This is a genomic window from Exiguobacterium sp. KJ 601 (assembly GCF_027161185.1).
Lineage (GTDB): Bacteria > Bacillota > Bacilli > Exiguobacteriales > Exiguobacteriaceae > Exiguobacterium > Exiguobacterium profundum.
This window is the reverse complement of the sequence record NZ_JADHZG010000001.1, coordinates 874,772-887,252: the sequence shown is the minus strand read 5'-3', so window position 1 is coordinate 887,252 and position 12,481 is coordinate 874,772. Positions and strand designations below refer to the sequence as shown.

At 46.5% G+C, this 12,481-nt stretch carries 17 protein-coding genes; 2 read left to right on the top strand and 15 right to left on the bottom strand.

What is annotated here, in order from left to right; genetic code table 11:
* From IRJ25_RS04515 to infC, 6 genes are all read right to left on the bottom strand, one after another.
* Positions 1 to 475 (bottom strand): M42 family metallopeptidase (locus tag IRJ25_RS04515; RefSeq protein WP_441316659.1); only part of this gene is annotated, 475 nt, incomplete at its 3' end.
* A 19-nt stretch (positions 476 to 494) separates the two neighbouring features.
* Positions 495 to 977: a dUTP diphosphatase gene (locus IRJ25_RS04510; protein WP_012726694.1), complete on the bottom strand. Its 483-nt coding sequence runs from the start codon at positions 975 to 977 to the stop codon at positions 495 to 497.
* A 24-nt stretch (positions 978 to 1,001) separates the two neighbouring features.
* On the bottom strand, positions 1,002 to 1,256 hold the full coding sequence (locus IRJ25_RS04505; RefSeq protein WP_147536666.1) for a hypothetical protein: 255 nt from the start codon (positions 1,254 to 1,256) through the stop codon (positions 1,002 to 1,004).
* A gap of 86 nt (positions 1,257 to 1,342) precedes the next feature.
* Positions 1,343 to 1,702 (bottom strand): 50S ribosomal protein L20, encoded by a 360-nt coding sequence (gene rplT, locus IRJ25_RS04500; protein ID WP_012726696.1) that lies wholly within the window; start codon positions 1,700 to 1,702, stop codon positions 1,343 to 1,345.
* A 28-nt stretch (positions 1,703 to 1,730) separates the two neighbouring features.
* Positions 1,731 to 1,925 carry a 50S ribosomal protein L35 gene (gene rpmI, locus IRJ25_RS04495; protein ID WP_012726697.1) on the bottom strand — a complete coding sequence of 65 codons (195 nt, stop codon included), beginning with the start codon at positions 1,923 to 1,925 and terminating at the stop codon, positions 1,731 to 1,733.
* Between the two features lie 30 nt (positions 1,926 to 1,955).
* Entirely contained in the window at positions 1,956 to 2,486 is a 531-nt protein-coding gene (gene infC / locus IRJ25_RS04490; RefSeq protein WP_012726698.1) for a translation initiation factor IF-3, read from the bottom strand.
* 341 nt (positions 2,487 to 2,827) lie between these two features.
* Here infC and IRJ25_RS04485 point away from each other — a divergent pair, with 341 nt between their 5' ends.
* Positions 2,828 to 3,037: a hypothetical protein gene (locus IRJ25_RS04485; RefSeq protein ID WP_012726699.1), complete on the top strand. Its 210-nt coding sequence runs from the start codon at positions 2,828 to 2,830 to the stop codon at positions 3,035 to 3,037.
* A 30-nt stretch (positions 3,038 to 3,067) separates the two neighbouring features.
* On the opposite strand, the gene IRJ25_RS04480 is transcribed toward IRJ25_RS04485, so the two are convergent.
* The 8 genes from IRJ25_RS04480 to IRJ25_RS04445 all read right to left on the bottom strand — a co-directional run bounded on the left by IRJ25_RS04480 (position 3,068) and on the right by IRJ25_RS04445 (position 11,213).
* Positions 3,068 to 3,940 carry a DUF1002 domain-containing protein gene (locus IRJ25_RS04480; RefSeq protein WP_084543060.1) on the bottom strand — a complete coding sequence of 291 codons (873 nt, stop codon included), beginning with the start codon at positions 3,938 to 3,940 and terminating at the stop codon, positions 3,068 to 3,070.
* Positions 3,941 to 4,042: 102 nt separating this feature from the next.
* The gene (gene thrS, locus IRJ25_RS04475) at positions 4,043 to 5,986 is read right to left on the bottom strand and encodes a threonine--tRNA ligase (RefSeq protein ID WP_074036535.1); all 1,944 of its coding nucleotides are present in this window, start codon (positions 5,984 to 5,986) and stop codon (positions 4,043 to 4,045) included.
* A 299-nt stretch (positions 5,987 to 6,285) separates the two neighbouring features.
* Complete coding sequence (gene dnaI / locus IRJ25_RS04470; RefSeq protein ID WP_074036533.1) at positions 6,286 to 7,200, bottom strand: primosomal protein DnaI; 915 nt, start codon at positions 7,198 to 7,200, stop codon at positions 6,286 to 6,288.
* Between the two features lie 4 nt (positions 7,201 to 7,204).
* On the bottom strand, positions 7,205 to 8,557 hold the full coding sequence (locus tag IRJ25_RS04465; protein WP_269317838.1) for a DnaD domain protein: 1,353 nt from the start codon (positions 8,555 to 8,557) through the stop codon (positions 7,205 to 7,207).
* A gap of 40 nt (positions 8,558 to 8,597) precedes the next feature.
* Positions 8,598 to 9,065: a transcriptional regulator NrdR gene (gene nrdR / locus IRJ25_RS04460; RefSeq protein WP_012726705.1), complete on the bottom strand. Its 468-nt coding sequence runs from the start codon at positions 9,063 to 9,065 to the stop codon at positions 8,598 to 8,600.
* A gap of 12 nt (positions 9,066 to 9,077) precedes the next feature.
* Positions 9,078 to 9,449, bottom strand: coding sequence for a hypothetical protein (locus IRJ25_RS04455; protein ID WP_031423166.1), 372 nt, complete (start codon positions 9,447 to 9,449; stop codon positions 9,078 to 9,080).
* A gap of 112 nt (positions 9,450 to 9,561) precedes the next feature.
* Positions 9,562 to 9,948 carry an adenosylmethionine decarboxylase gene (gene speD / locus IRJ25_RS04450; RefSeq protein ID WP_012726707.1) on the bottom strand — a complete coding sequence of 129 codons (387 nt, stop codon included), beginning with the start codon at positions 9,946 to 9,948 and terminating at the stop codon, positions 9,562 to 9,564.
* Between the two features lie 233 nt (positions 9,949 to 10,181).
* The gene (locus IRJ25_RS04445) at positions 10,182 to 11,213 is read right to left on the bottom strand and encodes a glyceraldehyde-3-phosphate dehydrogenase (protein ID WP_269317837.1); all 1,032 of its coding nucleotides are present in this window, start codon (positions 11,211 to 11,213) and stop codon (positions 10,182 to 10,184) included.
* A gap of 157 nt (positions 11,214 to 11,370) precedes the next feature.
* On the opposite strand from IRJ25_RS04445, the gene IRJ25_RS04440 reads away from it, so the two are divergent.
* The gene (locus tag IRJ25_RS04440) at positions 11,371 to 11,853 is read left to right on the top strand and encodes a site-2 protease family protein (RefSeq protein ID WP_196430899.1); all 483 of its coding nucleotides are present in this window, start codon (positions 11,371 to 11,373) and stop codon (positions 11,851 to 11,853) included.
* 13 nt (positions 11,854 to 11,866) lie between these two features.
* Here IRJ25_RS04440 and coaE read toward each other — a convergent pair whose 3' ends face one another.
* Positions 11,867 to 12,472, bottom strand: a complete 606-nt coding sequence (coaE, locus tag IRJ25_RS04435) for a dephospho-CoA kinase (RefSeq protein ID WP_012726710.1) — start codon at positions 12,470 to 12,472, stop codon at positions 11,867 to 11,869.
* Between the last annotated feature and the right edge of the window lie 9 nt (positions 12,473 to 12,481).

Below are 12,481 nucleotides of genomic sequence, written 5' to 3'. Positions count from 1 at the left end.
CCGTATCGCCTGGACGAATTCCCCAATCAGCCACTTCGTCTTTCGACGTGGCACCGATATCTAAGAACATATCTTTGATTTCAACGGGTTTTTTTCGTGCCTCGAGCGGTAGGACGTGAGGTGGTTTCGCACCAATGACACCGGGAATCTTTTCACCAGACCGTGTGACAACATCCATTCGCTGTGCCAACAGCACTTGGTTCCACCAGCCACCGAGCGCTTGGAAACGAAGGAAACCGCCTTCTTCCACACGTGTCACCATGAAGCCGACTTCATCCATGTGACCCGCAATCATGACACGCGGACCTTCAGCATCTCCAGTCACTTGACCAAATAAACTTCCGAGTCCATCCTGTTCAAACGACTCGACATGCGGCTCGAGGTATTCACGCATCAATTGACGGACTTCTCCCTCATTGCCCGGGACGCCTGTTGCATCCGTCAAACGTTTTAACATATGTAACGATTCATTCATACCAATCCGCTCCTTTTCATTAATATCCTTGATTTTGTCGCTCATGGTTTACTTCATTTTTATTCATGTATGCCAGCAAAATGAGTTGCTCATTAAAACCGAGCGTATAACCAAGTTCGAGATAAGCTGCCATCAGCGTCTCGTACATGGCTTCCGTTTTTGAAAGACCAAAATTCGTCACTTTTCGATAAATATCTAAAAAAGCATCAGTCGCATCAAGATATGAACTTCCCGCAGGAAACGCATCTCGTTCATACCCAAGCGCAAGACCAAGTGACAGTAAGAAATGAATGCCGTCTACATATTCTTCTAAGATCACATCTTGAGGCGACGGTCCTTTCTTCGACCAAAACTTAAAGCTACGTGTTTCGTTAGCCAGTTCACCGAGCTCGACAAGCAGCGCCAGTAACCGTTCATCGAATTGATTGCCGGATAATCCATGTTGTGCTTTGATCCGCTCGTCTAATTCGCGCTGCCGATCAAACAATGTTGTCCAGTTCACCGGATGTTCCTCCTCTATCTCCACTTATAGCAGTACTAAAATCATTAAAGACCAGCCCACTGCTAAAATCAATACTTGTAATTGAAGCAGTTTTGGGGCATGAACCGTCTTCTTCCGAGTCAGATGAAGACCGAACAAGGCACCGATGGCTCCTCCTGCATAGGCGAATAGGACGTTAAAGTCACCTTTCCCTTGCGTATACTGTTTCGCTTGGATATAGGTGTAAACGTTCAAGACAATGAGCGCTAAGGCGACGATGGCAACAACCGATTGATTCATACGCTTTCCTCCTTCTCTTAATTCTAAGAAATTCTAAAGAAAAAAGAAAGCGCCGAGAGAGTGTCTCGGCGCTGTCGATTGAACGATTACGCGTTCAATTTTGATTTAGCTGTTTCAGCGAGTGACGCGAATGCCTGTGCATCTGTCACAGCAAGCTCAGCAAGCATCTTACGGTTGATGTCGATTCCTGCAAGCTTGAGGCCGTGCATCATACGGCTGTATGAGAGACCGTTTGTACGTGCTGCCGCATTGATACGTGTGATCCAAAGACGACGGAAATCACGTTTCTTCTGACGACGGTCACGGTAAGCGTACATGAGTGACTTCATGACCTGTTGTTTTGCTACTTTAAATAGAATGTGTTTCGAACCAAAGTATCCTTTGGCAAGTTTAATTTGCTTTTTACGACGTTGACGAGTCGTATAACCGCCTTTTACGCGTGGCATATGGATTCCCTCCTAAATTGTTTCTGTATTACTTCGCGATCATGTTGCGAATGCGTTTGAAGTCTCCAGCTGATACGATAGCGCCTTTACGGAGCTTACGTTTCGCTTTAGTCGATTTGTTTGCGAACAAGTGACTTGTGTAAGCGTGTGAACGCTTGAGTTTACCTGATGCTGTACGTTTGAAACGTTTTGAAGCACCGCGGTGCGATTTCATTTTCGGCATGAGTATTTCCTCCCCACTGAGAATCGATAATTAATCTTCTTTGTTCGGAGCCAGCACTAAGAACATGCTGCGTCCTTCCATCTTCGGCTTTTGTTCAACTGTTGCCAAATCGGCACATTCCGCTGCCATTTTGTCCAAAACACGTTTCCCGATTTCCGAGTGTGTGATGGCACGTCCGCGGAAACGAATCGAAGCCTTCACTTTGTTTCCTTTTTCAAGGAACTTGCGTGCATTACGCAATTTTGTTTGGAAATCGTTGTCCTCGATTGTTGGACTGAGACGTACTTCTTTCATTTGGATGACTTTTTGGTTTTTACGCGCTTCTTTCTCCTTTTTCTGGAGTTCGAAACGGTACTTCCCATAATCCATAATTTTAGCGACCGGTGGATTTGCTTTATCCGCGACTAAGACGAGGTCTAGTTCCGCTTCTTCAGCTAAACGTAACGCATCGTTACGTGATGTCACACCGAGTTGTGCACCGTCTGCGCCAATGAGACGTACTTCACGGGCACGAATGTTTTCGTTGATAAAGAGCTCTTTGCTAATGGTTAGCACCTCCATCGTGCGATTGCACGAGATTTAGATTGACAAGACAACATGGCAATAAAAAAAGCGTCGGCAGTTTCCCACCCACACATCAGTTGAGGTCATAAAACGGCAGACGATGCCGAATGAACCAAGAACTTGATGGACCTGCCTGATGACTCTCAGACGAGGTGAAAAGCGGGTGCTTCTGCTTTGTTGTTTTTAATCACTATGTCATCTTAGCACTAGCAGGAAAAGATGTCAAGATATCGCGCATGAATAATTGGTAGCTCACACTTTTATGATGATACCAGTCATTCTCTCGTTTCGCAATACCTTTTCAAAGGGAATAATGAAATATCAAAGGAGGGATCGACATGAACTGGCGAAAAGATGTATCGCGAGAACATGACTACCATGATCAAGTCCAGCAGATTGTCAGTAAGACGATGCAAGCACATGGGTTAGAAGACGAAAAATTACAGGCGGTATTGACAGACTTACTAGAAGAAATGAATCGCATCACTTTAAAAATCGTCGATGACCACGAGTCGGCTCAAAATTATATCCATAAACGGTGGTACTAAAAAAGGGCATGCGCCCTTTTTTAGTACCACTTAGTTTGTAAGTGACTTGAAGAAGTTCCCGATCGCCTCAAACAATCGGGCGAAGAATCCTTTTACTTCTTCTTGTTCGAGGAATGCCTGCACATCTTGACCCGCATCTTTCAATCCACTACTGATCGCTGACCAATCAAGATTTGCTTGCTGCATGTTTTCGAATAGCGTCGTCAGTTGATCGAGTTGACCCTCAGACAACTGAACGTTATTTTGATTCAATACTTGAATGACGATGTCACGAATCTCAATATTTGTCTCTGGCATCTGATTTGCGATTTCCGCTTTAATCTCGTTCATGAGACCTGCTACGTCCTCTTGTCCGACTGTCTTACCGATTTCAGACGTGACCGCCAGCTCTTCTTGCGCCAATTCTTTTCGTTCATCCGACAGTTCAATCCCGGTCTCGGCCGCGGTCTGATCATATGCCTTCATAATTCCCGTCAAGGCCGAGGTACCCGTCACGTTAATCGGTGACGTGATATAAATATCGGCATCCGTCACACCCGCCGTGACGAGGGCGTTCGCATACATATCTTTCGTGACCCACGTCACGTTTTCCGTCTGAATATCAAGACCAGTCCCGTTCGTCAACTTGATTCGGGCAGACGAGTACATGCCGCCTCCACGCTGTGCTTGCGGGACCGAATCACCTAAATACTTTTCTTCATCTGCGGCAGTCGCGATAATGGGTTCGATTCCTTCTGGGGCATCCATACGCTCAAGTACCCATTTTTGTTGCTCTGAAGATAATGATTCACCAAGGGTTACAATCGTATCATTGACGATTGCCTCCGCTCCGACTTTCGGAAGCGCTCCTGTGAACGCAACCGCTCCAATAGTAAGTGCCAATACTGGCTTCATATAATTCATTAAGTATCACTCCTTACGTTTACGATACGTGTAGATGACCAAATACACATCCGTCTATAGACCGAAAAAACCACCTTTCTGGTTGGAAAGGTGGTCCCTCACTTAACGTGAACGGTTCGCAATCTCATCTGTGAGCGATGCGATGAATTCATCAAGTGAAGCAGAAACTTGTTCCTGCTGACCGTAGCGGCGAATATTGACCGCACGCTCATCTCGCTCTTTATCGCCAAGAACGAGCGTCATCGGAATCTTCTTCATTTGTGCTTCACGAATCTTATAGCCTAGTTTCTCGTCACGGAGATCCGTTTCGACACGAACACCACGTTTGACAAGTTCTGCTTTCACTTCTGCGACGTATTCGTCGTGGACGTGTGAAACCGGGATCAACTTGACTTGGACCGGTGCGAGCCATGTCGGGAACGCGCCTTTATACTCTTCAATCAAGTAAGCGACAAACCGTTCCATCGTCGAGACGACACCACGGTGCAAGACGATTGGACGATGGTCCTTACCGTCTGGCCCAGTGTATGTCAAATCGAAACGTTCCGGAAGCAAGAAGTCGAGTTGGACAGTCGAGAGCGTCTCCTCTTTCCCAAGTGCCGTCCGTACTTGTACGTCAAGTTTCGGTCCGTAAAATGCCGCTTCGCCTTCTGCTTCGAAGTACGGAAGTTCGAGCTCGTCCATCGTTTCCTTCAACTGACTTTGTGCCATTTCCCAAATGGCATCGTTATCGAAATACTTCTCTTTATCAGCAGGATCGCGATACGAGAGACGGAAACGATAATCTTTTATGCCAAAGTCAGCGTATACTTCTTGAATCAAATGAACGATGTCTTTGAATTCTTGCTTCATCTGTTCAGGTGTAACGAACGTATGTCCATCATTCAATACCATATAACGAACACGTTGTAGACCTGTGAGCGCCCCTGACATCTCGTAACGGTGCATCCCGCCAAGCTCAGCGATTCGAAGTGGAAGTTCGCGGTACGAACGTGGCTCATGTTTGTAGATTGTCATGTGGTGCGGGCAGTTCATCGGACGAAGGACGAGTTCTTCGTTGTCCATCTCCATTTTCGGGAACATGTCGTCTTGATAGTGATCCCAATGACCAGATGTCTTATACAAGTCGACCGAACCGAGAACCGGTGTGTAGACATGTTGATATCCGAGTTCGAGTTCTTTATCAACGATGTAGCGCTCGACCGTACGACGAATCGCAGCCCCTTTCGGAAGCCACATCGGAAGCCCTTGACCGACTTCTTGTGAAACGAAGAAGAGGTCGAGTTCTTTCCCGAGTTTACGATGGTCGCGTTCTTTCGCCTCTTCAAGAAGACGCAAGTGTTCAGCGAGTTGTTCTTTCGTCGCCCACGCTGTCCCGTAAATACGCTGTAGCATCTTATTGTCTGAGTCCCCGCGCCAGTAGGCACCAGCCACGCTCATCAATTTGAAGATTTTCAACTTCGATGTTGACGGGACGTGAGGTCCACGGCAAAGGTCAAAGAACTCACCTTGATGATAGATTGTAAGGGTTTGATCAGCAGGAATGTCCTCAATCAACTCAATCTTGAGCGGATCTCCCAATTCTTTATAACGAGCGAGCGCCTCGTCACGGGAAACGACTTCACGTGTGATTTCTAAGTTTTCGTCGACGATGCGTTTCATCATCTTTTCGATTTCAGGAAGGTCTTCCTCATTGATGCGACGATCCATCTCGATATCGTAATAGAACCCGTTCTCAATCGTCGGTCCAATTCCGAGATAGATGTTGTTGTCTTCTCCGTATAACCGTTTGATCGCTTGAGCCATCAAGTGCGCTGACGAGTGACGCATCAAATCAAGACCATCTTCCGAGTCCGGCATCACGAGTTCGATTTTGCCGTCATGTTCGATTGGACGACGATAGTCGATGAGTTCTCCGTCTAGTTTTGCTGCGATTGCCTTTTTACGAAGTCCCGGACTGATCGAGCCCGCGACGTCTTCTGCTGTGACGCCTGCATCAAATTCTTTTACCGCGCCATCTGGAAATGTTAATTGAATCATGTACATCTGTCCCCTCTCAAAAAATGAATATAAAAAAAGCCCATCCCTCAAAAAGGGACGAGCTTTGATTCTCGTGGTACCACCCTCGTTCCCAAGCAATCTGCTTGGCTCGAACACACGATAACGAGTGTGAATCGCCGCACGATTGACCCGTACGGTGCTCTGAGGGAGTAAATCCATCGTCGTCGTTAGGAAGCTTCCACCGCCCTTCCCTCGCTAAAACTCGTCTCGATGATCCATATCCTCTTCTATGCATCCTTTATATGCTTCTTAGTATAGTCAACTCACCAAAGAAAAACAATCCTTTACCGACGGCGATTTTCACCCTTTAACTCAATTTGGGTCGTCGTCGTGGAAATACGTTGCATGAGTCGCTGTGCCTTCATTTTATTTTGCGGCGAACCATCGATTGAAAAGTGCGTCTCGAGTTCTTCTCCGCTAAAGTTTGAACTGTAGAGCGTCGGCAAGCGATGCATCATCCGATACTGAAGAATGATCCCGAACAATTCATCTCGTACCCACGGACTGATGGCTTCAGCTCCGATGTCATCAATCAGTAAGACTGGCACATGTTGAAACGACGTCAAGAAAGAGTCGAACGACTCGGTACGAATTTTGCGTTTCGCCTCCGACACAAAGCCCGGAGCATGGACTAGAATCGTCTCGATGTCCGCCACCTTCAACTCATTGGCGATTGCGGCGAGTAAATATGTCTTCCCGACGCCAAAACTACCATGGAGATAGAGGCCGTTCACTTTTTGACGAGACTTCATCCCTGTTACAAATCGCATCGCTTCACGCAATGCGATTTTACGCGCGTCGTCGCCCCAATCGAAAGATTCGAAACTCGCCTCGCGAACTTCTTCCGGTAAAAACAAACTTTTGAATTTACGGTCCATTTCTTTTTGTCGTCTCGCCTGGCGATGTGCGACCGTTTCTTCATATCGAATTGCAATCTGTCCTAAATCGACATAAAGTACCGGTTGATGGCCTGGGATGACGGCCTGATCTTCTCTGAACGTTTTTCCATCCATCTGTTCCGCGTACTCACTCAGTTTGGTAAACCCGATTTCAATCGCCTTCTCCTCTAACTCTGGATGAGCGTTCAAAAATGCGATGACACCCGGGTGGTTCAGTGTACGTCTGCGAATCGACTCGTACGCCTCCCGAACTTCTTTTCGGTTCATCAACTGAGACAGCGACTGATTGATTCGTTCCATCCCCTCACCCCTTCTCTTTCAATTCATTTAATAGTTTCACAAGTTCCGCGTCATCCGGTACGGACGACTCGAGTTCTTTTTTCCTCGCTTGGTCGTATGAGCGCTGTTGTTTCGCCTCGTCCTCGAGCCATTTCGGCATATCCCCTTGTTGGGGTTTCCGTCGTGACCCGACTGTGGTGCGTTGCACACTCTCACGTTTTTGCTGTTTCTTCTCGATGAGCGCATCTTGAGATTCTTCACGCTCTAGCGCTTCTTTTGCATTCGTATAGCCCGCTGTTTTCCAACTCGTCGCAATGCGCAAGACATAGTTCTCGCTCAGCCGCGTCTGCTTCTTCACTTCGATACAGTAATAGAAGAGCGCATTGATGACCCCTGGCGCGAGACCGAGTGTGTCGACGAGTTCAATGACTAACTGTTCATCACTTTTTGAAAGTTGCGGTGTCTTCCGAAGCGTCGAGACATATTGATGTGGGTGTGCGGACTCCATCACTTCGGGATCATGCAAATCTCCTAGTTTCGTCTGTTCAAGTTCGACGGTCTTCTCTTTCCGGTGGCGCGTCTGTTTCTTCTTCAACTGCAGAACCATTTGACGACAACCGTCCCGCTTCTCTTGTTCGCTGAGTGGCAGGTACGCCTCATGTACGAAATATTCTTTCAACATTTCCGCCATCGTCTCTTCATCGAGTTGTGACACGTAGGCCAATTTTGTGATCGTTTCGTCTAATTTTTTCGTGAAAAATCCAACTGGAAAATTCGTCAGTTTTTTCACAATTTCCATATCGAACGAATAGTTGATCTCAATCTTAGCCCGGTCCGGCTTTTCATAATTTTTTTGTGTGAACGCACGATGGTTCACTCCTTTGACATCAAATACTTCATTGAAATCCTTTGTCACTTCGACGATGCCTGCGGGCAACGGATCAATCGTAAAACGCCCTTGCAGTTGTTTGAATCGTACTTCCCCGACTTTATAGAAGAGGAAACTCGACAGTAACCCATCATTCAAAAACGTGTGCGGTGCAAGCGGAACACGTAACTGATAAACGTATTGTGTCAATCGAGCGTCTTTTGTTTTATAGGTTCGCACTAATCCGATCGCTTCTAAGCGGAACAAACTGTCCATTAACTCATTGATGGAGAACTCCAACATCTCACACATTGCACTATGGGACATATAGTTGGATTTCATTTTGCCCGGTTTTAGTTCGCTCCATAACGTTTGATAGAGTGCGAGCGCCTTCACCCCGATGACAGGTTGATATAAGTGGTAAAGGGACTGGTACGATTCACGGTCGACTAGACCGGTACTCATGATTAACAATTCGTCCGTCCCAAAGATTGTACGTTCTTTCTCCATGGCTCTCTCCCTTGAAAAAGGGCGACCAGCAGGCCGCCCTTTAGTTGGTCGAATTTTCTTGCTTCATTAAATCTTCAAGTTCTTTAAAGAACACCGTGATGTCTTTGAATTGACGATAAACCGATGCAAACCGAACATATGCGACTTCATCGACTCGTGCAAGTTCATTCATCACAAGCTCGCCTACTTGTTCACTTGGAATTTCTGACTGGGCGAGGGCACGGAGTTGCTGTTCGACTTTCGTCACAACCCCTTCGAGCTGTTCAAGTGTGACAGGTCGTTTCTCGCACGCCCGAATAATGCCGCGAAGCACTTTTTCACGACTGAACTCTTCACGATTTCCATCTTTTTTAACAATGATGAGCGGTGTCTGTTCAACCGTCTCAAACGTTGTAAACCGATACCCACATTTTTCACATTCACGACGACGTCGAATCGAATAATGGTCTTGCACCGGACGGGAATCGAGCACTCTCGTTCCATTATGATCACATTTCGGACAACGCATGCTCAAACCTCCTTATCGTTCGACTGTTTTATTACCAATGGCACGTAACGGGAATTGTTGCGTGAGCGCCTCGTAGTAGTGCGATACAATTTGCGAGAGGTCTGCACCGAGTCGCTGTTCACGGTTTAATGTAAAATCGACAGCCGTCCGGCCGCCATCCACTTGTACAATCGTGATGAGCCCGTCCCAGCCTTCTCCGAGAAACGAAAGTTCTCCTCGATTCGCATCGATGCGACGAACCGTCTGACCGTTCTCTTGAATTTTTCCTTCTAACCATTGCAACATCGCATGTGACGATGCCGCATAGTAACGTGTTTGGAGCATTTCATTTTTATGTGTATCTTTCGTTTCAATATGTGTTTGTAACTTATCTAACAGTCCCATAATCCACCTCAACGCCTGAGTTATATACGTTAAGCATATCAAAATTAAGGCGACAACAAAACAATTAAAAGGGCTGACCGTTAAACGGTCAGCCTCAAAAGGTCAATCTGATTTATTTGCTGATTGCCACTTGCGCTTCCGGAACACGAATTGGTCCCATTCCACGCTCAAGTTTCACATCTTCACGTACTTTTGCATCCAATCCTTCAGCAATATACTGCGATGCTGTAGCCGGATCGATTCGATCTCCACATGTAAACACGTCAACTGACGCATAGCCATGTTCTGGGAAACTGTGAATCGTTAAGTGTGATTCTGAAATGATGACGACTCCACTTACACCGTGTGGCGCAAATTTGTGGAATGCAACTTCGCGGACTTCAGCGCCCGAACGAAGAGCAGCATCGACGAACAAACGCTCGATGTAGTCGATATCATTTAATTTGTCGGGATTGCACTCCCAAAGTTCTGTAATAATGTGACGTCCCATAGTATCCATATTAGTGGATCCCCCTTTACATCAATGGTCTCAAAGTAGTTGATGATCACTCACTTTGTGCCTGAATCGCCCACAACCACGGGGGCAAGTTAGTCCTAAGAGGTCCTAACCCTTTAAGTTGCGTTTGTCAGACCAATTGAAGTTCACGAAATTGAGTGTAACGTGTTTGGGACGTCGTTACAAGACATTTGATAAAAAAATCTGAAAAATATTTCTCCGCACGTAATATTTTTTTAGGCGTGTGTTTCTTGTTGCCCGATTTGAAGATAGCTGGCCACCATATCCAACAAGTCCACGACACGGCATGAGTAGCCCCATTCATTGTCATACCATGCGAGTACTTTGACATGATTCCCTCCGAGTACCATCGTCGAATCCGTGTCGATAATCGACGAGCGATCGTCCCCGTTGAAATCGATAGAGACGAGCGGTTCGTGAGAAACGCCTAAAATACCCGTCATTTCTCCATACGCTGCCCGTTCAAACGCTTCATTGACTTCATCGACCGTAACATCTCGGTGGAGTTCGACGACCAAGTCGACAAGTGATACGTTCGGAGTCGGTACACGGAGTGCCATTCCGTTTAACTTCCCTTGTAGTTCCGGCATCACCAGACCAATCGCCTTAGCCGCTCCCGTTGATGTCGGGATGATGGAACTGCCACACGCACGCGCGCGCCGCAAATCTTTATGCGGGTTGTCAATATTGTTCTGGTCGTTCGTATAGGCGTGTACCGTCGTAATCAGTCCCGTCTCGATACCGAACGTCGAATGCAAGACCTTCACGACAGGTCCGAGACAGTTCGTCGTACACGATGCGTTTGAAATGATATGGTCTTCCTCCGGGCGATAGTCACGATCATTGACCCCCATCACGATCGTGCGTAAGTCCCCTTTACCCGGTGCGGTCAAAATCACTTTTTTCGCGCCTGCCTCAAGATGAAGTCTTGCCCCGCTATCGGAGTTAAACTTCCCGGTCGCTTCGACGACGATGTCGATTTCAAGGTCTGACCAAGGCAACCGTGATGGATCACGTTCCGAAATAAGTTCAATCCGTTTCCCATCGACTTCGAGCGCATCCCCATGCGCACGTACTGTCAATCCGAATGGACCGTGAATCGAGTCATGTTTAATAAGATGCGCAAGTGTTTCCGCCGGATAACTTGCGTTAATCGCCACCACTTCATGACGTCCCTCGAGCATCAATTTTCGAAATACCATTCTTCCGATTCGACCAAATCCGTTAATTGCCACTTTTGTCCCCATGATAGATCCCCCTTTTTCTACATTACGGTTTCATTATAACGGATAGCTGTAAGCGTTTTCACTATGATTCGTCACATTTTTTTCGTTTTTCTTTGTTTATTTTTTGAAAATGAGGGAAATTTCTTGGCGTAACAGACAAGAGAAAGGAGGCGTCATGATGTTTGATTGGGGAGATATCGATAAATTCTTTATTTCGTTCTTTATCATTTTACCGATTGTGACGTTAATTCATGAGCTTGGTCACTTCTTCTTCGCAAAGTTGTTCGGCGGCTCACTCGATATGCAAATCGGTACCGGGAAGAAAATGTTTAAAGTAGGTCGTTTACAAGTAAATCGTGTTTATTTTTACGATGCATGGTGCCAGTTCACTGATTTAAAATGGAGCAACAAGGTCACCCGTACGCTAGTCTATGGCGGTGGAGCCATTTTCAATTTAGCGAGCATCTTAATCGTCAACGCGTTCATTCTTCGACGAGATATTGAACCGACACTCTATACGTATCAGTTCGCCTATTTCTCGTTCTACTATATCTTCTTCTCACTCTATCCCATCTATTATTCGAACGGTCATCCTAGTGATGGACGTGCGATTTATGATACATGGAAAAAAGGGTCTCCAGAATCCGATCCATTAAACTAAAAAGAAGGCGATATCAGTCGCCTTCTTTTTGTATCGTTTGAAACTGTTCGACCAGACGATTGATTTGTGGAGGAAGGTCCCCTAATGCCCCATTATTGTTTATGAGGAAATCCGCCTGGTGCTTTTTATCTTCAATTGGAATCTGTGAACGAATACGGGCTAACGCCTCTTCTTTCGTCAATCCATTCCGTTCCATGAGACGCATCAGTTGAATCTCTTCACGGCAATAGACGACGACGGAATAATCAACCAGATCGAGCATCGTTCCTTCAAACAGTAACGGAATATCAAAAATGACGACAGGTTCCCCCGATGCCTCATACGTTCGCATTTGCTCATTCATTTCTTCTCGAATCGCTGGATGCATCAATTGATTCAATTGCTGACGTTTTGCTTCATCATGGAAGATTTCCCGACCGAGCGCAGGACGGTTCAGCACGTCGCCCACAAAACACTTTGGAAATGCGGCCCTTACCCCTTCAATCGCCTTTCCTCCTGGTTCAACGACCGTCCTTGCAATCAAATCGGCATCGATAATCGGAATGCCTCGTTCTCGAAACAGTCGCGATACCGTAGACTTCCCGGTTGCAATTCCACCAGTCAATCCAATCTTCAACATACACGTCCA

Bases quoted from the DNA above. Each gene is read 5' to 3' on its own strand.
- IRJ25_RS04505 (WP_147536666.1), bottom strand. From the start codon at position 1,256: ATGAATCAATCGGTTGTTGCCATCGTCGCCTTAGCGCTCATTGTCTTG.
- rplT (WP_012726696.1), bottom strand. From the start codon at position 1,702: ATGCCACGCGTAAAAGGCGGTTATACGACTCGTCAACGTCGTAAAAAG.
- rpmI (WP_012726697.1), bottom strand. From the start codon at position 1,925: ATGCCGAAAATGAAATCGCACCGCGGTGCTTCAAAACGTTTCAAACGT.
- infC (WP_012726698.1), bottom strand. From the start codon at position 2,486: ATGGAGGTGCTAACCATTAGCAAAGAGCTCTTTATCAACGAAAACATT.
- IRJ25_RS04485 (WP_012726699.1), top strand. From the start codon at position 2,828: ATGAACTGGCGAAAAGATGTATCGCGAGAACATGACTACCATGATCAA.
- IRJ25_RS04480 (WP_084543060.1), bottom strand. From the start codon at position 3,940: ATGAATTATATGAAGCCAGTATTGGCACTTACTATTGGAGCGGTTGCG.
- thrS (WP_074036535.1), bottom strand. From the start codon at position 5,986: ATGTACATGATTCAATTAACATTTCCAGATGGCGCGGTAAAAGAATTT.
- dnaI (WP_074036533.1), bottom strand. From the start codon at position 7,200: ATGGAACGAATCAATCAGTCGCTGTCTCAGTTGATGAACCGAAAAGAA.
- IRJ25_RS04465 (WP_269317838.1), bottom strand. From the start codon at position 8,557: ATGGAGAAAGAACGTACAATCTTTGGGACGGACGAATTGTTAATCATG.
- nrdR (WP_012726705.1), bottom strand. From the start codon at position 9,065: ATGCGTTGTCCGAAATGTGATCATAATGGAACGAGAGTGCTCGATTCC.
- IRJ25_RS04455 (WP_031423166.1), bottom strand. From the start codon at position 9,449: ATGGGACTGTTAGATAAGTTACAAACACATATTGAAACGAAAGATACA.
- speD (WP_012726707.1), bottom strand. From the start codon at position 9,948: ATGGATACTATGGGACGTCACATTATTACAGAACTTTGGGAGTGCAAT.
- IRJ25_RS04445 (WP_269317837.1), bottom strand. From the start codon at position 11,213: ATGGGGACAAAAGTGGCAATTAACGGATTTGGTCGAATCGGAAGAATG.
- IRJ25_RS04440 (WP_196430899.1), top strand. From the start codon at position 11,371: ATGTTTGATTGGGGAGATATCGATAAATTCTTTATTTCGTTCTTTATC.
- coaE (WP_012726710.1), bottom strand. From the start codon at position 12,472: ATGTTGAAGATTGGATTGACTGGTGGAATTGCAACCGGGAAGTCTACG.